At 59.4% G+C, this 16469-nt stretch carries 20 protein-coding genes and 4 pseudogenes; 20 read left to right on the top strand and 4 right to left on the bottom strand.

The window, feature by feature from the left end:
* Nucleotide 1: 1 nt before the first annotated feature.
* From JFV26_RS22250 to recX, 18 genes and pseudogenes are all read left to right on the top strand, one after another.
* The gene (locus JFV26_RS22250; protein ID WP_201195457.1) at nucleotides 2-1051 is read left to right on the top strand and encodes a phage baseplate assembly protein; all 1050 of its coding nucleotides are present in this window, start codon (nucleotides 2-4) and stop codon (nucleotides 1049-1051) included.
* Between the two features lie 412 nt (nucleotides 1052-1463).
* Nucleotides 1464-1973, top strand: coding sequence for a phage baseplate assembly protein V (locus JFV26_RS22245; RefSeq protein ID WP_201195455.1), 510 nt, complete (start codon nucleotides 1464-1466; stop codon nucleotides 1971-1973).
* Nucleotides 1973-2371, top strand: a complete 399-nt coding sequence (locus JFV26_RS22240) for a phage GP46 family protein (protein WP_201195453.1) — start codon at nucleotides 1973-1975, stop codon at nucleotides 2369-2371. The genes JFV26_RS22245 and JFV26_RS22240 overlap by 1 nt, the downstream gene beginning before the upstream one ends.
* Nucleotides 2361-3404: a baseplate J/gp47 family protein gene (locus JFV26_RS22235; protein ID WP_201195452.1), complete on the top strand. Its 1044-nt coding sequence runs from the start codon at nucleotides 2361-2363 to the stop codon at nucleotides 3402-3404. Before JFV26_RS22240 ends, JFV26_RS22235 begins: the two co-directional genes overlap by 11 nt.
* Complete coding sequence (locus tag JFV26_RS22230; protein ID WP_201195451.1) at nucleotides 3392-3991, top strand: YmfQ family protein; 600 nt, start codon at nucleotides 3392-3394, stop codon at nucleotides 3989-3991. The genes JFV26_RS22235 and JFV26_RS22230 overlap by 13 nt, the downstream gene beginning before the upstream one ends.
* Before the next feature lie 11 nt (nucleotides 3992-4002).
* Nucleotides 4003-4647 carry a glycine-rich domain-containing protein gene (locus tag JFV26_RS22225; protein WP_242487877.1) on the top strand — a complete coding sequence of 215 codons (645 nt, stop codon included), beginning with the start codon at nucleotides 4003-4005 and terminating at the stop codon, nucleotides 4645-4647.
* 212 nt (nucleotides 4648-4859) lie between these two features.
* Nucleotides 4860-5510 carry a hypothetical protein gene (locus JFV26_RS22220; protein ID WP_201195450.1) on the top strand — a complete coding sequence of 217 codons (651 nt, stop codon included), beginning with the start codon at nucleotides 4860-4862 and terminating at the stop codon, nucleotides 5508-5510.
* 127 nt (nucleotides 5511-5637) lie between these two features.
* A pseudogene (locus JFV26_RS22215) lies at nucleotides 5638-6731 on the top strand (phage tail protein).
* Between the two features lie 7 nt (nucleotides 6732-6738).
* Nucleotides 6739-7305 carry a tail fiber assembly protein gene (locus tag JFV26_RS22210; RefSeq protein WP_201195449.1) on the top strand — a complete coding sequence of 189 codons (567 nt, stop codon included), beginning with the start codon at nucleotides 6739-6741 and terminating at the stop codon, nucleotides 7303-7305.
* Nucleotides 7306-7338: 33 nt separating this feature from the next.
* Complete coding sequence (locus tag JFV26_RS22205; protein WP_201195448.1) at nucleotides 7339-8265, top strand: glycine-rich domain-containing protein; 927 nt, start codon at nucleotides 7339-7341, stop codon at nucleotides 8263-8265.
* Nucleotides 8265-8747: a phage tail assembly chaperone gene (locus JFV26_RS22200; protein ID WP_201195447.1), complete on the top strand. Its 483-nt coding sequence runs from the start codon at nucleotides 8265-8267 to the stop codon at nucleotides 8745-8747. Before JFV26_RS22205 ends, JFV26_RS22200 begins: the two co-directional genes overlap by 1 nt.
* A 17-nt stretch (nucleotides 8748-8764) precedes the next feature.
* Complete coding sequence (locus JFV26_RS22195; RefSeq protein ID WP_201195446.1) at nucleotides 8765-9505, top strand: gp53-like domain-containing protein; 741 nt, start codon at nucleotides 8765-8767, stop codon at nucleotides 9503-9505.
* 2 nt (nucleotides 9506-9507) lie between these two features.
* Nucleotides 9508-9939 carry a hypothetical protein gene (locus JFV26_RS22190; RefSeq protein ID WP_201195444.1) on the top strand — a complete coding sequence of 144 codons (432 nt, stop codon included), beginning with the start codon at nucleotides 9508-9510 and terminating at the stop codon, nucleotides 9937-9939.
* A gap of 34 nt (nucleotides 9940-9973) precedes the next feature.
* On the top strand, nucleotides 9974-10537 hold the full coding sequence (locus JFV26_RS22185) for a glycoside hydrolase family 19 protein (protein WP_201195443.1): 564 nt from the start codon (nucleotides 9974-9976) through the stop codon (nucleotides 10535-10537).
* Complete coding sequence (locus JFV26_RS22180; RefSeq protein WP_201195442.1) at nucleotides 10519-11037, top strand: lysis system i-spanin subunit Rz; 519 nt, start codon at nucleotides 10519-10521, stop codon at nucleotides 11035-11037. The genes JFV26_RS22185 and JFV26_RS22180 overlap by 19 nt, the downstream gene beginning before the upstream one ends.
* 34 nt (nucleotides 11038-11071) lie before the next feature.
* Nucleotides 11072-11616, top strand: a pseudogene (locus JFV26_RS22175) (CinA family protein).
* An 83-nt stretch (nucleotides 11617-11699) separates the two neighbouring features.
* A complete protein-coding gene (gene recA / locus JFV26_RS22170) occupies nucleotides 11700-12752 on the top strand; it encodes a recombinase RecA (protein ID WP_162439102.1) in 1053 nt (350 codons plus the stop codon).
* Between the two features lie 8 nt (nucleotides 12753-12760).
* Nucleotides 12761-13228, top strand: coding sequence for a recombination regulator RecX (gene recX / locus JFV26_RS22165; protein WP_201195441.1), 468 nt, complete (start codon nucleotides 12761-12763; stop codon nucleotides 13226-13228).
* A gap of 49 nt (nucleotides 13229-13277) precedes the next feature.
* Here the strand turns inward: recX and JFV26_RS35020 are convergent, their stop codons facing one another.
* The 3 genes and pseudogenes from JFV26_RS35020 to JFV26_RS35010 all read right to left on the bottom strand — a co-directional run.
* A complete protein-coding gene (locus tag JFV26_RS35020) occupies nucleotides 13278-13661 on the bottom strand; it encodes a hypothetical protein (protein ID WP_446739944.1) in 384 nt (127 codons plus the stop codon).
* A 9-nt stretch (nucleotides 13662-13670) separates the two neighbouring features.
* A pseudogene (locus JFV26_RS35015) lies at nucleotides 13671-13841 on the bottom strand (cytochrome D ubiquinol oxidase subunit II); the annotation flags it as partial.
* Between the two features lie 56 nt (nucleotides 13842-13897).
* A pseudogene (locus JFV26_RS35010) lies at nucleotides 13898-14086 on the bottom strand (SLOG cluster 4 domain-containing protein); the annotation flags it as partial.
* A gap of 774 nt (nucleotides 14087-14860) precedes the next feature.
* Here JFV26_RS35010 and JFV26_RS22155 point away from each other — a divergent pair.
* Nucleotides 14861-15055 carry a hypothetical protein gene (locus JFV26_RS22155; protein WP_201195440.1) on the top strand — a complete coding sequence of 65 codons (195 nt, stop codon included), beginning with the start codon at nucleotides 14861-14863 and terminating at the stop codon, nucleotides 15053-15055.
* Here the strand turns inward: JFV26_RS22155 and JFV26_RS22150 are convergent, their stop codons facing one another.
* Entirely contained in the window at nucleotides 15056-15481 is a 426-nt protein-coding gene (locus tag JFV26_RS22150) for a PA3611 family quorum-sensing-regulated virulence factor (RefSeq protein WP_201195439.1), read from the bottom strand.
* A 189-nt stretch (nucleotides 15482-15670) separates the two neighbouring features.
* Between JFV26_RS22150 and JFV26_RS22145 the strand changes: the two genes are divergently transcribed.
* Nucleotides 15671-16429, top strand: a complete 759-nt coding sequence (locus tag JFV26_RS22145; RefSeq protein ID WP_201195438.1) for a tRNA-uridine aminocarboxypropyltransferase — start codon at nucleotides 15671-15673, stop codon at nucleotides 16427-16429.
* Nucleotides 16430-16469 lie beyond the last annotated feature (40 nt).

The raw sequence follows: 16469 nt of genomic DNA, 5'->3' as shown, positions 1-16469 counted from the left end.
CATGAACGAGATGGACAACCGCGTCACGCTCACCGTCGGTGGGCTGGAATACGGCGGCTGGAAAAGCGTGGAAATCAGCGCGGATCTGGAGCGCCAGTTCCGCACGTTCAAACTCAACATCACCTGGCAATGGCCGGGGCAGACCGTGGATCAGCGGATCAAGCCCGGGGACGCCTGCGAAGTGCGGATCGGCAAGGATCTGGTCCTCACCGGCTACGTGTTCAAGGCCCCGATCAGCTATGACGGACGGCAGATCAGCCTGAGCATCGAAGGCAGCTCGAACACCCAGGATCTGGTGGATTGCGCCGCGACCAATCGCCCGAATCAGTGGCACGGACAGTCGTTGTTGAGCATCGTCGAAGCGCTGGCGATGAACTACAGCCTGTATGTGGTCAGCGAGATTCCCGAGACCACCCGGCTCAGCAGTCACACGATTGTGCCGGGGGAAACGGTGTTCCAATCCATCGATCGCTTACTGTCATTGTTCCGGGTGTTCTCCACCGATGACGCCCAGGGGCGGCTGGTGCTGGCCCGGCCAGGCAGCGGAGGCCGGGCCAGCGATGCGCTGGAACTGTGCAAGAATATTCTGTCGGCCAACGCGCCGATGGATTACAGCCAGGTGTTCTCCGAATATCGGGTGATCGGTCAGCACAAGGGGACCGACACCAAGAGCGGGGCGGCGGTCAGCGAGGTTGAATCAGTCGCGGCGGACTTGAGCTTCAAGCGTCGGCGCACCACGGTGATCAATGAAGGCACGCAGCTGACGTTCGAACTGGCGCAGCAACGGGCCAACTGGGAAAGCGCCACCCGCATGGGCCGGGCGCTGAGCACCACCTATCAGGTGCAGGGCTGGCGGCAATCGAACGGTGATTTGTGGCGTCACAACACCCTGGTGCGGGTCAAGGATCCGGTACTTGGTTTTGATGACGACATGCTGATCTCCAAAGTGACGTATTCGCTATCGGCACAAGGCTCGGTCACCACCCTGCACGTTGCCCCGCCGCACACCTTTGACGCCAGCCCCGAACCTCCGAAGAAAACCACGGCCTGATGCTGAACCTTGTGTATGCGAACAACACGGTCTAACTGTGGGAGCGAGCCTGCTCGCGATGACGGACTGACATCCCTCTCGATGTCGACTGGCCCACCGCTATCGCGAGCAGGCTCACTCCCACACGGGATCTCCTGTGTAGGCAAATGCTGCAAACAACACCGACCCACTGTGGGAGCGGGCTTGCTCGCGAAAGCGGTTGAGCATTCAACACTGAAGTCACCCGACCCACCGCTTTCGCGAGCAAGCCCGCTCCCACACGGGATCTCCTGCATATGCCAATGCTGTGGACAACACCGTTCAACTGTGGGAGCGAGCCTGCTCGCGATAACGGACTGACATCCACCATTGATGTCGACTGACCCACCGCTCCCACAGTGGTCTGCGTCGGTCCTGATTTAAAGGAAACCCAATGAGCCTACTGACACGCCTCCTGGCGCGCGGCACTGTCGTGCTCGCCAACTCGGCATCCAAGCTGCAATCGCTGCAAATGCGCCTCACCGCCGGTGAAGTGAACGACGACATGGAACACTTCGAACCCTACGGTTTCACCAGCAATCCACTGGCCGGCGCCGAGGGCATCGCCACCTTTCTTGGTGGCGACCGCTCCCACGCCATCGTCCTGGTGGTCGCCGACCGCCGTTACCGCCTCCAGTCCCTGGCCGCCGGCGAAGTGGCGATCTACACCGACGAAGGCGACAAAATTCACTTCAAGCGCGGGCGGATCATCGACATCCAGACCGCCACGCTGAACATCCGCGCCAGCACCGCCGTCAATATCGACACACCGACCCTGACCCAGACCGGCAAGATCGTTTCCCAGGGCGACCAGGTCGCGGGCGGCATCAGTCAGATCAAACACGTGCACGTCGGCGTCCAGGCAGGCAGTGGCCAGACCGGCGTGCCGGCGGGAGGTCAGTAATGTTTATCAGCGAGAACCTCCACGCCGCACTGACCCGATCGGTGCTGATCAGCCTGTTCACCTGGCGCCGTGCCGCCAATGACGATGCCCTCGATGACGAGGAACGTTTCGGCTGGTGGGGCGACACCTTTCCCAGCGTCGCCGATGACCGCATCGGTTCGCGGCTGTGGCTGCTGCGCCGGGTCAAACTGACCCGGCAAACCCAGATGGACGCCGAGTTTTATGCCCGCGAGGCCGTGCAATGGCTGATCGATGACGGCCACTGCAGCGCCATCGACATCATCAGCGAACGCCTCGACGCCCAGCGCCTGAACCTGCGCACGGTCCTGACCCTGGCCGACGGCGAGCGCCTGGACATCAACCCTGATAACAGTTGGCAGGTGATCTATGCCGTTTGAAACCCCTTCGCTGCCGGTGCTGATCAAACGCACCCAAAGCGACCTGGCCAGCGATTCGCTGCGCCAGTCCGATGCGCAAGTGCTGGCCCGAACCCTCGGTGGCGCCGCCTATGGCCTGTATGGCTACCTGGACTGGATCGCCGAGCAGATCCTCCCGGACAAGGCCGACGAGTCGACCCTCGAACGGATCGCCGCCCTGCGCCTGAACCAGCCGCGCAAAGTCGCGCAAACGGCCAGCGGTAGCGTCAGCTTTACCGCCAGCGCCGGCGCGGTGCTGGACGTCGACACGTTGCTGCAATCGAGCGACGGTCGTACCTACAAAGTCACTGCCGCGCGCACCACCAGCAACGGCCTCAACAGCACCACCATCGCCGCGCTCGACGCCGGCAGCCTGGGCAATGCCGATGCCGGGCTGGCGCTGACGCCGGTACAACCGATTGCCGGCATCGTCGGCAGCAGCTTCATCGTGCTGGCGCCGGGACTCAGCGGCGGCGTGGCGCGCGAAAGCCTCGAGTCGCTGCGCTCGCGGGTGATCCGTTCCTATCGTGTCATCCCTCACGGCGGTTCGGCGCAGGACTATGAGACCTGGGCGCTGGAATGCCCCGGCGTCACCCGCGCCTGGTGCCGTGGCGGCCTGTTGGGGCCGGGCACGGTCAGTGTGTTCATCATGCGTGACGACGATCCGCAACCGGTGCCGAACGACGAGCAACTGGCGCAGGTTCAGGCCTATATCGAGCCGCTGCGCCCGGTCACCGCCGAGGTGCATGTGCAGCGGCCGATTCAGGTGCCGGTGGTCTATCGCCTGAGCGTGAGCCCGGACACCACGGCGGTACGCGCGGCCGTCGAAGCGCAACTGCGGGATCTGCACAACCGTGAAGCCGACCTCGGCGTGTCGTTGCTGGTGAGCCATATCCGCGAAGCCATCAGCAGTGCCAGCGGTGAATACGACCACACACTCCTCTCGCCACTCGCCGACGTGCCAGCCAACAAAAGCGATCTGCTGACTTTCGGAGGTTGCGTATGGGGGGCATAAGAACCGCCGCGCAATACCACGCGCAATTGCGCAGCCTGCTGCCGAGCGGTCCGGCGTGGGACCCGGAACAGATGCCGGAACTGGAGGAGGTCCTCGAAGGCATTGCTCTGGAACTGGCCCGACTCGACGCCCGCGCCGCCGACCTGCTCAACGAAATGGACCCGGCCGGCGTCAGTGAATTGGTGCCGGATTGGGAGCGGGTCATGAACTTGCCTGACCCATGCCTGGGCGCCACGCCGCTGTTCGATGACCGTCGCCTGGCCGTGCGCCGTCGCTTGCTGGTGGTCGGCAGCCAAGCGGTTGGCTACTACCTCGAGATCGCCAGAACCCAGGGCTACCCGAACGCCACCATCACCGAGCTCGAGGCCCCACGCATGGGCCGCTCGCGTTTCGGCGCGGCGCACTGGGGCACCTGGGAAGCGCAGTTCATGTGGACGCTCAACACCGGCGGCCGGTTGCTGCTGGGCCGGCGTTTCGGCGCGAGTTACTGGGGCGAACGCTTCGGCGTCAATCCAGGCTCGGCGCTGGAATGCCTGATCCACCGGAGCGCCCCGGCGCATACCAAGGTGCACATTAATTATGACTAGGGAGTAGAGGGATGGATTATCCGAAGAGTGTGCCCAGCGCCGGGTTGGTGAATGGGAAGTTTGTGGATGAAAACCCGATAACTGGCACGGCGGGCTCGTTGATTCCGGCGAGTTGGGGTAACGGGGTCACGAGTGAAGTCCTTGAGGTGATCACCGCGGCGGGCCTGACACCCAGTGAGTCCGATCTGACCCAGCTTTTGGGGGCAATTCGCAATATCAGTCGCTCGTCTGCGGGTCTCGGCATCCAGCGTTTCACTGCCAATGGCAGTTTCACTGTCCCAGTGGGCGTGACGAAGATTTGGCTTAGCGGTTGTGCTGGCGGTGGCGGCGGAGGGGCTTGTCCTGGCGGCACCAGCGCAATTGCTTCAGGTGGTGGTGGCGGCGGTGCCGGTCAACCGGTCATCAAACTGCAAGTTACGGTGACACCTGGACAAGTAGTCCCGATTGTCATCGGCGCAGCGGGAAATGGCGCGAGCGCTGGAGTGGCTGCAACCGCGGGTGGCAATACGCTCGTCGGGCCATCAGGTGCTCTGCTTGTTTTATCCGGTGGCAGCCGGGCCTTCCAGGTGTCAACGCCTCCGGGTTTGTTCCGGGCCCCACGGGAGGGCAGGGTTTTCCTGCCGGCGGGGATGCGACAGACACCGTCGTCAACGTAGCCGCTGGTTATGGTGGGTTGGGGGCTAGCGGGCCGTTCGGCACCGGTGGAAGCTCTGCCCGTTCCGGCACAGGTTCAGGGTATCCCGGTAAACCGGCCTTTGGTTTCGGTGCTGGCGGTGGCGGTGCAGGTGGCTACTACATTTCGGGTGTAGGCAGTTCGCAGCCCGGAGCTCAGGGCGCGCCTGGCCTCATGATCGTTGAATGGTGAAACATGACAAAACAAGTGCTTTATTGCCGTCACTCTGGTGTGGTCATTGAATGGCAAAACACCGAATTTTTCGCCTATGCCGCGCCCGCAATTGATGCGGGCGTATTGCAAATTACCGCTGAACAATGGGTCAAGAAAGAGTCGCCGCACGTGGTTTTCAAGGGCGAGTTAATGAACGTCGTGACCCCTCAGCTCTCTTCAGGGCATTGCTGGGACGGTAACCAGTGGGTGCAGGATCCCGCTGATGCGGTGAGGTTGAAAGATCTGGACGTTGATCAGCTTTGTGCTCGGGTGGACAAGGCGGCTGACAATGCTCGTCAGAGCATCGCTGGCGACCCGTTGCGTGCGATGGAGTACGCCCAAGCCGCCGCAGACGCCAAGGCCTTTATGGAAGAGGGCTATCCGAAAAAGGAAGTACCGCTATCGGTAGCGGCGTGGGTCGTAAAAGGCCGGACCGCCAAACAGGCGACTGATCAGATTATTGCCAAGGCCGCTCAATTCAACGAAAGCCTGCTGACACTTCGAACCCTTCGATTGAAGGCTAAAGAGCAAATCAAAGTTCATATCGCCAAAGGCAAAACGGATCTGGCTAACCAAGTCAGTGAAGAAGCCATTGCGGCGATCCGTAACGTGGTGAGTGAGATGGCTGGCTAGTTCGCTCGAGCTACCCGCTGTACCCAACGCCCACGTACCCGTGGGCGTTTTTGTTTTTATTCAAACATGACCTGCAGTGCGGTTGTGCCAATGGCCATGCAGGGACTTTATTACAGGGAGCAGAACAATGGATTATCCAAAAAGCGTCCCCAGCGTCGGCCTGGTCAATGGCCGGTTTGTCGACGAAAACCCGGTGGCCGGTACGCCCGGTTCATTGATTCCCGCGGTGTGGGGCAATTCGGTTACGCAAGAAATTCTGAGTGTGGTTGCCGGCGCCGGGATGGGGCCTTCGGAAGCAGACAATGGTCAGTTGCTCAAGGCGATCCAGGCGATCATTGGCGTGACCAGCCCGATGCGTTCGGTGATCACTCGAGTAGCAGCATCCAAAGTGCTGGCGGCAGAAGAACTCGGCCTGGTGCTGACTGATGCGTACGCCGCAGCCACTACGATCACGCTACCGCCCTCCAATGCGGCACTGGGCGTTCGGGACGTGATTGTCCGGCGTGTAGAAAACAGTGGCAATCGACTGGTTGTGCAAGCCGCCGGGACTGACCGAATCCGCTTTCATACGCACTTGTCGGCGATCGGTTATCCGTTTCTGGTGCTGTTGGGGGCGGCGACTGGTGGCACCTTCGCAGCGATGGCGAAGGGTGCTGGTGGCCAGTGGGGCGATTCGACAACACCCCGTTGGGTCGGCCTTTTTTCGAAACAACCCTGCAACTGAGTCCGGGCGGTTACGGGGCGCTTAACGGCACCGTCATGAAGCGTGCCGAGTGGCCCTGGCTCTGGGACCACGCACAGCTGTCAGGAATGTTCGGCACCGAGGCTGCGCGGGCGGGCAATGAAGGCCGTTGGACCAGCGGCGATGGGGCGTTGACGTTCCGTGGTCCGGAAGGGCGCGGGGAGTTTCTGAGGGTGCTGGACGAAGGTCGAGGCGTGGATACGGGGCGTGTGGCCGGCGGCTTCCAGCCCGGTACCAGCCACTCCTATGCTTTTGGGGCAAATGGTGCCGGCGCAGTCGGGTCGCGATGGACCGACAGCCTGGCCTCTGTCGCCGCCGACACCCGCGAGGAGCCTCAAACCATAGGCTCGCTGATCAATGGCGGCCCTATCTACCCGGCGGGAACCAGTTTCCAGATGGATGCGGCCGGTACCTTGCTGTCGCTCTACAAATCCCGCCCGCGCAACATCGCCTATCCCGCCCGCATCAAACTTATCTGAGGTGTCCATGTTTAATTATCTGTTTGATAACTCGGGCGTCTTGTCGGGGCCCGTTGAGTTTTTCGTCACGCCGGGGATCGGCATTCAACTGCCCGCTAATGCTGTTGAGCTTTCCTATGAGTTGCCGCTTCCAGAGCACGGTCGCACTTGGGCCCTGGTGAATAATGTTCCGCGCGAAGTGATTGATCGCCGGGGTCCGGTTTATCGCAAGGCTGGCGGCGGTCAGCAGATCTGGAGCGAACTCGGAGAGTTGCCCGAAGACTTTACCGCCGAGCCGTGGCCGGGCGACTACTACGTCTGGCGTGATAATGCCTGGGCACTTGACGATGTAGCTCGGCTGGCCGACATCAAGGCTCAGGCCCTGGCCAAACGCGACAGGCTGCTGAGCGGAGCGGTTCTACGCATTGCCCCTCTTCAATACGCCGAAGACATCGGCGATGCCTCTCACGATGAGCAGTTGGCATTGCTTGAGTGGAAGCTCTACAGCGTTGAGCTCAATCGCCTGGAACAACAAACGGGTTTTCCAAATGAAATCAATTGGCCTGTCGTTCCTGGTTCCTCTGCGAAACCGTAGACGTTCGATATCGCCTGATGCGGAGAAGAAAAAGTGGATTATCCAAAAAGCATGCCCAGTGTTGGCCTGGTCAACGGCTGGTTTGTGGATGAAAACCCTGTTGTTGGAACGCCGGGATCGCTGATTCCTGCCGTCTGGGGCAACAGTGTGACGCAAGAGATTCTGAGCGTGATCAAGGCTGCCGGGCTGACACCCGATGAGGCCAAGACCGACCAATTGGCGATGGCCATTGGCGCCCTGGTCGACTTCACCAAAATGAAAAACACACCGACCACCTTGAGCGGGTATGGCATCACCGATGCCGTGGGTCGGTTGTTGGCAGTCAAGCAATTCGACACGGTCGGCATCACCGTTTACCGGCCCAACCCCAAGACGAAGCGGATTCGAGTGCGGTTGATCGGTGCGGGTGGTTCTGGGGGCGGATGCGGACCTGTCGCGGCGACTTATCAAAGCCTGGGCGGTGGCGGAGGAGCAGGCGCCTATGCCGAAAGCCTGTATGACGTGACGGCGGAAATGCAGGCAGGGGTGCCTGTTTCGTTGGGCGCCGGTGGCAGCCCTCGCAACACGACCGGCCTGGCGGGAGGCGGTGCTTCCTTCGGGTCTTATATGAGTGTCGCGGGAGGTTTTGGCGGGCAAATCCTGACGTTTTTGGTCACGGCAACGTCGTCCGCCTTTATCCAGGGCGGTGCTGGCGGTCAAGCTGTCACGGGAGGGAACCTCGCTAGCGCTCGTGGCATCCCCGGTGGCTATGGGATGAGCAATTCAAACTGGGGCGTTCTCTCCGGAACAGGTGCCGCGAGCCCATTCGACGGCGGAGCTCCTGCAACGGGCGTGAACGGCAATGGCTATACAGGTTTACGGGGCTCTGGTGGTAGCGGCGCATGTTCAACCAATGCGTCGGCCTCGTGTCTTAGTGGCGCTGGCGGTAACGCGTTTTGCGAAATCTGGGAGTACGAATAATGGCTATTTATGCTCGGGTAGAAGACGGCGTTGCGGTTGAATTGATCGATACGGGTGACTATGCAATCACCCAACTGTTTGCTCCGTCTTTCGTGACCTCGATGGTTCGTGTGCCTGACGGTATCGATATCGAATTAGGTTCGGCGATTAGCAGCGTCAATCAGGAATCTGTGCTTCCACCGTTGCAGCAGCATGCGCAGGTGATCGATATGTCAAACACCCGCAACGATGACTCTGTGGAGCCAGAACGCGTTTGGCGACAGTCCACTTTCTCGAATAGCCAATGGTTGTTGAACCGGCACCGTGATGAACAGGAACTTGGCCGTGTGACGACGCTCACGGCCCAAGAGTATCTGGAGTTGCTTGAGTATCGACAGGCATTGCGCGACTGGCCTTCTGCCGCAAGCTTTCCAGAAGTTGTTTCCCGACCTCAGATTCCAGAATGGCTGGCATCTGCTGTTGACGGAGCTTCCAGGTATTAATTGAAAGGATACGGACGATGGATTATCCAAAAAGTGTACCCAGTGCGGGTTTGGTAAATGGAACGTTTGCGGATGAAAACCCTCTGACTGGTGTGCCGGGATCTTTGATTCCAGCCAGTTGGGGAAATGGCGTTACACAGGAAATTCTTGGTGTTATCAACAGCGCTGGCTCTGTCGCAGACGAGAGTGATAACGGTCAATTGAACGCGGCGATCAATACACTGATCACTAAAAAGCAAAATGAAAACCTGGCGAGTCAAGAAGAAGCCGAGTCAGGTGTCAATGCCACTAAGTCGATGACGCCGCTAAGGGTCTTTCAAGCGATTGCGAAGAAGGTGCTACAGGCGACAGAGTCCATTGTAGGCACTGCAAAAATTTCCTCTCAGACCGAAGTCAATGCAGGGGTTAGTGATACGTCTATCGTGACCCCCAAAAAACTCAGGCTTGGATTTATGTTTAGACCGGGGGCCTCTGGCTACATCGTTTTGCCTTCCTGGATGGGCGGATTGATCATCCAATGGATTACCGGCAGTGCAAGCCAGGCTGGCAATAGCAATTATGGTGATCTCAATTTATGGCCATTGGCATTTCCCAATGCGCTGTTTCTTGCGGTAGCCACTCATGAGGGTACAGCGTCTGGAACTTTTCTGACCTGGACCAACAACTTGTCAGTGAGTCGGCTTGTCGGGATTAATGTGCGCTGCCCTGATTGGCCTGCAAATTCCATCGCCGCCAGGGTCATCGGAATAGGATATTGAATATGTATTATTTTTCTCCTGCGACTTCTGGCTTTTATCATTCGAATTTACACGGTGCAACGATACCCTCGGATGCGTTTGAAGTAAGTGAAGGCGAGTACTCGGCGCTGATGTCGAATGCTCCCAAAGGAACAGTTCTTTCCTTAAACAGTGACGGGCGTCCGGAGCGGATTTTACTGGCCGTACAAACCAATGACTCGATTGAGAGGGCCTGGCGAAACAAGGCGCTTGAGCTGACTCAATGGCTGGTCGCCCGTGATGGTGAAGAGCTGGAAATGGGCGAAGGTACCACCTTGAGTTCTGTGGAGTTCAAAGAGTTGCTGGCTTATAGGCAACTGCTGCGGGAATGGCCTTCAGCACAGAACTTCCCTGAAGTCGACTATCGCCCAGTCGAACCGCAATGGCTTGAAGAGACTCTTCTGAAAAGTCACTAACCCTCCTTTAACGCTAAAGAGTGGATAGATGGAAATGTCTGTCACAAATGACCAACTAATAAGCATCATGCCCAACGCCCGCTCCCAAGCGGGCGTTTTCATTTGCGCCCTCAACACCGCCATGAATCACCGCAACATCAACACCCCAAAACGCATCGCCGCTTTCCTCGCGCAAGTCGGTCACGAATCGGGGCAATTGCAGTACGTGCGCGAACTGGGTAACAACCAATACCTGAGCAAGTACGACACCGGTACCCTGGCTTTACGTTTGGGCAACACCCCAGAAGCCGATGGTGATGGCCAGAAATACCGTGGCCGTGGACTGATCCAGATCACCGGGCGCAACAACTACCAGCAATGCAGCCTCGGCCTGTTCGGCGACGAGCGTCTGCTGTCGTTGCCTGAATTGCTGGAGCAACCGCAATGGGCCGCCGAATCGGCAGCGTGGTTCTGGGAGTTGAACGGCTTGAATGAATTGGCCGACCGCGACCAGTTCAACAGCATCACTCGCCGGATCAACGGTGGCTTGAACGGGCTCGAAGATCGTCTGCAACTCTGGGCGCGGGCGAGGGCGGTGCTATGCCAGCCTTCGGCCTGATGTCCTGGCGGGTGATTGGCATCGTCGTGTTAGCCGGCTTTTCGGCAGCGCTGGCCTGGCACTTTCAAGACTGGCGCTATGGCCGGCAATTGGCTGAGCAGGCCAGGTTGCAGGCCGAGACGTTGAACCAGCTAACCCAGGTCGCTGCAATGCAACAACAGGCCGCGCAGGACAAGCGCCTGGCCCTGGAACAACGGCTGTCGGCCAGTGAACAAACCCATTATCGAGCGCTTAGCGATGCCCAACGTGATCAAGGTCGCCTGCGCGATCGTCTTGCCACTGCTGATGTGCGCTTGTCAGTCCTCCTCGACGCCAATGATATTGCCGCAACCTGTGCAGTGCCAGCTGCCTCCGGAGCCAGCGGCGTGGATCATGGCGCCCCGCGAGCCCGACTTGACCCGGCGCATGCTCAACGAATTGTCGCCATCACCGACGCCGGGGACAGCGGATTGATTGCCTTGCAGGCTTGTCAGGCCTATATCAGCGCTATCGTTCGCTAACATTTTGATCGGTACCGCGGCTTGCAAGCGCGATGTGCTCGTGTACGGTGGTTCCATTGAGCTTGATCAGGAGAGGACCGTGAAAGAAATCACCCAGCTGGCCGCTGAACTTGGCCGACGCTTGCAGGTTCTCAATGCCCACGTCACCACCGCAGAGTCTTGCACCGGTGGCGGGATCGCCGAGGCGATCACCCGCATTCCCGGGAGCTCGGCGTGGTTCGAGGCCGGCTACGTGACGTACTCCAACCGCCAGAAAAATCTTCAACTGAATGTACCCGGGAGCTGTTTACGACAGTGGGGGCGGTCAGTCGCGAGGTGGTCGAGGCCATGGTTCGTGGCGCGCAGGACAAAAGCCACGCGCGGTTTGCCGTGGCAGTCAGCGGTGTCGCGGGGCCGGATGGCGGTTCCCCGAGCAAACCGGTGGGTACGGTCTGGCTGGCCTGGGGCGTCGGCGAACAGGTGTTCAGCGAGGTCCAGCACTTCCCCGGCAACCGTGACGAGGTCCGCCGACAAACGGTGAAGGCCGCGCTAGAGGGGCTGCTGCGCCATGCCGCTGGAGAAATCTCAAATCAGGGGTAGGCGATCCTGAATCGCTGTGGAATAATACTGGCTACTTATACAGGTGTTGGCCGTCAGGCCTTATTGATTACGTGAGGACTTTAATGGACGACAACAAGAAGAAAGCCTTGGCTGCGGCCCTGGGTCAGATCGAACGTCAATTCGGCAAGGGTGCCGTAATGCGTATGGGCGATCAGGACCGTCAGGCGATCCCGGCCATTTCCACTGGCTCTCTGGGTCTGGACATCGCGCTCGGCATTGGCGGTCTGCCAAAAGGCCGTATCGTTGAAATCTACGGTCCTGAATCCTCCGGTAAAACCACACTGACACTGTCCGTGATCGCCCAGGCTCAAAAAGCCGGCGCGACCTGTGCATTCGTTGACGCCGAACACGCCCTCGACCCTGAGTACGCCGGCAAACTGGGCGTCAACGTCGACGACCTGCTGGTTTCCCAGCCGGACACCGGCGAGCAGGCCCTGGAAATCACCGACATGCTGGTGCGCTCCAACGCGGTTGACGTGATCATCGTCGACTCCGTAGCTGCCCTGGTGCCTAAGGCCGAGATCGAAGGCGAAATGGGCGACATGCACGTGGGCCTGCAAGCCCGTCTGATGTCCCAGGCGCTGCGTAAGATCACCGGTAACATCAAGAACGCCAACTGCCTGGTTATCTTCATCAACCAGATCCGTATGAAAATCGGCGTGATGTTCGGCAGCCCGGAAACCACCACCGGTGGTAACGCGCTGAAGTTCTACGCTTCGGTTCGTCTGGACATCCGCCGTACCGGCGCGGTGAAAGAAGGTGACGAGGTTGTCGGTAGCGAAACCCGCGTCAAGGTTGTGAAGAACAAGGTGGCTTCGCCGTTCCGTCAGGCCGAGTTCCAGATTCTTTACGGCAAAGGCATCTACCTCAACGGTGAGATGATCGACCTGGGTGTTCTGCACGGTTTCGTCGAGAAGTCCGGCGCCTGGTATGCCTACAACGGCACCAAGATCGGTCAGGGCAAGGCCAACTCAGCCAAGTACCTGGCGGACAATCCGGACATCGCCGCAACGCTCGAGAAGCAACTGCGCGACAAACTGCTGACGCCAGCGCCGGACGTCAAAGCATCGCCAGTCAAAGAGACTGCTGATGACCTGGCTGACGCTGACATCTGATTGATCCGATGACCGCCGTACTCGATACACTCGTCGCGGTGCGGCGAACCGCAATGGACCTGCTCGCACGACGCGAGCACGGTCGAGTCGAGCTGACGCGTAAATTGCGTCAGCGCGGCGCTCTCCCTGAAATGATCGACACCGCACTCGACCGGCTGACGGAAGAGGGGCTGCTGTCCGAATCCCGTTACCTCGAAAGCTTCGTTTCCTACCGTGCCCGTTCCGGTTACGGCCCTTTGCGCATTCGTGAAGAGCTGAGCCAGCGTGGCCTGCAACGTCCCGATATCGAGCTCGCCTTGCGCGAGAGCGGTATCAACTGGCACGAACAACTGGAAGACACCTGGCGACGTAAATTTGCCGGGCATTTACCGATCGACATGCGCGAGCGTGCCAAGCAAGGACGTTTCCTGGCTTATCGGGGGTTTTCCATGGAAATGATCAACCGCTTGTTCAGCGGTCGTGGAATGGACGATTAAATAAAAACGGCCCGCTATTTCGATAGCGGGCCGTTTTTTTGCCTTTAATTCAGGTCACTTTGGACGGTTCCCGAGTGCGCTGCTGTGCCTGGGGTTTGGGCTGTGCCCAGTTCTCCGGCAGGTTGATAAAGTCCACCAACTCCCGCAAGCGCCCATGATCACGAGCGTTGAAGGTGAAGGCCAGTCGCGCCAGATGGCTGAACTGCGGCTCATCGTGCTCCTCACCAGCGTAGGCATGCTGATGGAAGTGGTCGCTCAGGCACAGGTCGGCGAATGCCGTCTGCATATGTTCAAGCGCCCCGTCGCTTAGCTTGTGATTCATGCGAATCACAAACTGATGCTTAAGCCAGCGACTGGAGTGGAAGTTGCTGTAGAACTGGTTGATCTGTTCCACCGCCTCTTCGGCGCTGTAGACCAGGCTCACCAGCTTCATGTCGGTGGGCAGGATGTAGCGATTTTCCTCCAGTTGATGGTGGATGAAGTCCAGTGCGCCTTGCCAGAACTTGCCCCCGGCGTATCCAGCAACACCACTGGCACCAGTGGGCTTTTGCCGGTCTGGATCAGGGTCAGCATCTTCCAGCGCTTCGTCCAGCGTACCGAAACCGCCCGGCACAGGACCAGCGCGTCGGCCTCCTTGACGAAGAACAGCTTGCGGGTAAAAAAGAAGTGGAAGGACAGCAGGTTGCTGGTGCCCTGGACAGTAGGGTTGGCATGCTGCTCGAAGGGCAGCGTGATGTTGAACCCGAGGCTGTGCTCCAGGCCGGCGCCTTCATGGGCTGCCGCCATGATGCCGCCACCGGCACCGGTAATGACCATCAGGTCCGAGCGCGCCAACGCGGCGCCGAGCTCTCGGGCCATGCCATACAACGGATGTTCGACCGGTGTGCGGGCCGAACCGAACACAGTGACTTTGCGCCGGCCCTTGAACTGCTCCAGCACACGGAAAGCGTGCTCCAGTTCGCGCAGGGCTTGCAGGGTGATCTTGGCGTTCCAGCGGTTGTGATCTTCCTGGGCCATGCGCAGCACAGTCAGGATCATGTCGCGGTAAATCGGGATGTTGGGGCTGTTGGGTGAAACCAGGTTGAGTTGCTCTTCGACCTTGCTGGTGAGGTCGTGGCCGCTTTCTTCAAAATGACGGCTGAGGAGGTCGTTCGGTTGGTAAGGCATTCAACTTCTCCTTATGCACAGAACCCTTGGCTCCGACAAAACCGTCGTCGCCGCGACACTCCATGTGTCGTTGTCTGCCCAAGCCCTTGCCTGGGCGTTCCACCTGACCCGAGTTGCAATCGAGTCATCCATACAGGCTCTGTTTTTCCCTTGGATGAAAGAAACATTCGCACAACAAGACGCGAAACGGGCGGCCCCTTTGTGGCCCTGAAAAGTGAACATGACTACTCTGAATCTAGACCTTCGCGGTGATTTGCGCTGGCTTGATCATTGCGCCGCAAAGTCTTTCCTGGCAACTGCTTATTGACGATTCGCAACGTAGTTTCACCGCTCGTCTGAAGGCAAGCCCGGTGGCTGCGGCTCTGATTTACTAAGTGACAGGTGTCACACGGCAACTTTGCGTCAAAGGCGGTACGCAAGGTTCGCGCAGTTCAGGGAATTGAGTGTGCAGGGAGGCGGGAAATCATGGCCAGAGTCATTCTGGAGATCGATGCGCAACTGTATCGATTGTTGAAGTCGTCAGCCGAGGCCAATCATTTGAGTCTTGAAGAGGAGTGCTGCCGGCGTCTGGGCGGCGGCGAGCGCCGTTCGCGGTATTTGCAGGCCTTGCTGGCAGAACTGCGCGCCGAAGATGAACAGCGGCGCGCTAATGCTCGATAGTTACTTCTTCTTCGCAGGTGTGGCTTTCGGGCAATCCGATTCCTGATAGCTGGCGGAACCGACCGAACGGTTGGTCTTCACTTCAGTGAAGTCGTAACGCATGACTGCGCCCTTGGCCATCAGTTTGCGGAACGAAGGGTTGTTGCATACGGAGGCTCCCAACTGGAAGTACACCGCTTTCGGGTCGGCACGCATCTGTTCTGCGTGGCTGCTTTGCACGCTGAGGTGGTTGATCAGCACGTTGCCTTCAACGGTGTAGCCCTGATCAAGAATGTCTTCGTTGATCGCCCGTGGCGTGCCGGCGCTGCTTTGTGCGGCGACGTTTCGCAGCTCTCTGTTGAGATTCTGCTCACTTAAGGAAGCAGCCTGAGCGCTGAAGGACGACGCCAGCAAAATGGCAGCGGTGGGAACGATAAGGCGCAGCATGAAACTCTCCTGGTTCAGTGACTGGTGGTTCGACCAGCCACATGACTGTGCGTTCAGTGGCGGCGAATTATAGGGGAGCAAGCCCGGACGGTACAGGCTTGCACGGGTTGCTCTGGTAAACTGCCGGCACTTTCTGCCTTGCCGAGTGCTTTTTGTGTCGATTTTCCTTACCTGTCGGCGGTGCCTGCGATGACTTGCGTCCCTGCTGACTTTGCGGTAAACGCCGTAGCCCGTTTGCGCGATGAGCGCGAAGAGGCCGGCATCAAGCCGATTCAGGCCCGTGGCTGGCGCGCGACCCGTTGCCGTGCCTGCCGGGTGATCGAGAGCCATTGCCTGTGCGCCTGGCGCCCGCAGGTCGAGACCCGCTCCGGCGTGTGCCTGATCATGACCAACAAGGAAGTGTTCAAACCGAGCAACACCGGCTGGCTGATTGCTGATGTGGTGCGCGACAACCATGCGTTCATCTGGTCGCGTACCGAAGTCGATCAGCAACTGCTGGATCTGCTCGCCGACCCGCAATGGCAGCCTTACCTGGTGTTTCCGGGCGAATATGTCGAGCCTGAGCGGGTAACGAATACGGTCGAAGTCGATAGCGCCAGGCGGCCGCTGTTTATTCTACTGGACGCCACCTGGACTGAAGCGCGGAAGATCTTCCGCAAAAGCCCGTACTTTGACCGGCTGCCGATCCTCAGCCTGCTGCCCGAAAAACTCTCCCGCTACCGCTTGCGCCGCTCGACCCGCAGCGAGCATCTGTGCACCGCCGAAGTGGCGGCGCTGTGCCTGGATCTGGCGGGGGATAGCGACGCGGCATCGGCACTGGACGCTTACTTCGATGTGTTCAGCCAGCATTACCTGGACGCCAAGCGCCAACTGGATATGAACGTTTCAACCCCGGCCCACGCTGAACTGATGCCCTTCGTTCAAGGCGCGGCGCCGGTGATGTGCTGAGAGTCGCCCATACTGCAAACAGCGGGGCGGGCCACGCAAC

The organism is Pseudomonas sp. TH31 (assembly GCF_016650815.1).
Taxonomy (GTDB): domain Bacteria; phylum Pseudomonadota; class Gammaproteobacteria; order Pseudomonadales; family Pseudomonadaceae; genus Aquipseudomonas.
This window is presented reverse-complemented; position numbering and strand designations above follow the sequence as displayed.

Excerpts from the sequence above, each read along its gene's own strand:
- JFV26_RS22250 (WP_201195457.1), top strand. The coding sequence starts at position 2 with ATGAACGAGATGGACAACCGCGTCACGCTCACCGTCGGTGGGCTGGAA.
- JFV26_RS22245 (WP_201195455.1), top strand. The coding sequence starts at position 1,464 with ATGAGCCTACTGACACGCCTCCTGGCGCGCGGCACTGTCGTGCTCGCC.
- JFV26_RS22240 (WP_201195453.1), top strand. The coding sequence starts at position 1,973 with ATGTTTATCAGCGAGAACCTCCACGCCGCACTGACCCGATCGGTGCTG.
- JFV26_RS22235 (WP_201195452.1), top strand. The coding sequence starts at position 2,361 with ATGCCGTTTGAAACCCCTTCGCTGCCGGTGCTGATCAAACGCACCCAA.
- JFV26_RS22230 (WP_201195451.1), top strand. The coding sequence starts at position 3,392 with ATGGGGGGCATAAGAACCGCCGCGCAATACCACGCGCAATTGCGCAGC.
- JFV26_RS22225 (WP_242487877.1), top strand. The coding sequence starts at position 4,003 with ATGGATTATCCGAAGAGTGTGCCCAGCGCCGGGTTGGTGAATGGGAAG.
- JFV26_RS22220 (WP_201195450.1), top strand. The coding sequence starts at position 4,860 with ATGACAAAACAAGTGCTTTATTGCCGTCACTCTGGTGTGGTCATTGAA.
- JFV26_RS22210 (WP_201195449.1), top strand. The coding sequence starts at position 6,739 with ATGTTTAATTATCTGTTTGATAACTCGGGCGTCTTGTCGGGGCCCGTT.
- JFV26_RS22200 (WP_201195447.1), top strand. The coding sequence starts at position 8,265 with ATGGCTATTTATGCTCGGGTAGAAGACGGCGTTGCGGTTGAATTGATC.
- JFV26_RS22195 (WP_201195446.1), top strand. The coding sequence starts at position 8,765 with ATGGATTATCCAAAAAGTGTACCCAGTGCGGGTTTGGTAAATGGAACG.
- JFV26_RS22190 (WP_201195444.1), top strand. The coding sequence starts at position 9,508 with ATGTATTATTTTTCTCCTGCGACTTCTGGCTTTTATCATTCGAATTTA.
- JFV26_RS22185 (WP_201195443.1), top strand. The coding sequence starts at position 9,974 with ATGTCTGTCACAAATGACCAACTAATAAGCATCATGCCCAACGCCCGC.
- JFV26_RS22180 (WP_201195442.1), top strand. The coding sequence starts at position 10,519 with ATGCCAGCCTTCGGCCTGATGTCCTGGCGGGTGATTGGCATCGTCGTG.
- recA (WP_162439102.1), top strand. The coding sequence starts at position 11,700 with ATGGACGACAACAAGAAGAAAGCCTTGGCTGCGGCCCTGGGTCAGATC.
- recX (WP_201195441.1), top strand. The coding sequence starts at position 12,761 with ATGACCGCCGTACTCGATACACTCGTCGCGGTGCGGCGAACCGCAATG.
- JFV26_RS35020 (WP_446739944.1), bottom strand. The coding sequence starts at position 13,661 with ATGAAGCTGGTGAGCCTGGTCTACAGCGCCGAAGAGGCGGTGGAACAG.
- JFV26_RS22155 (WP_201195440.1), top strand. The coding sequence starts at position 14,861 with ATGGCCAGAGTCATTCTGGAGATCGATGCGCAACTGTATCGATTGTTG.
- JFV26_RS22150 (WP_201195439.1), bottom strand. The coding sequence starts at position 15,481 with ATGCTGCGCCTTATCGTTCCCACCGCTGCCATTTTGCTGGCGTCGTCC.
- JFV26_RS22145 (WP_201195438.1), top strand. The coding sequence starts at position 15,671 with ATGACTTGCGTCCCTGCTGACTTTGCGGTAAACGCCGTAGCCCGTTTG.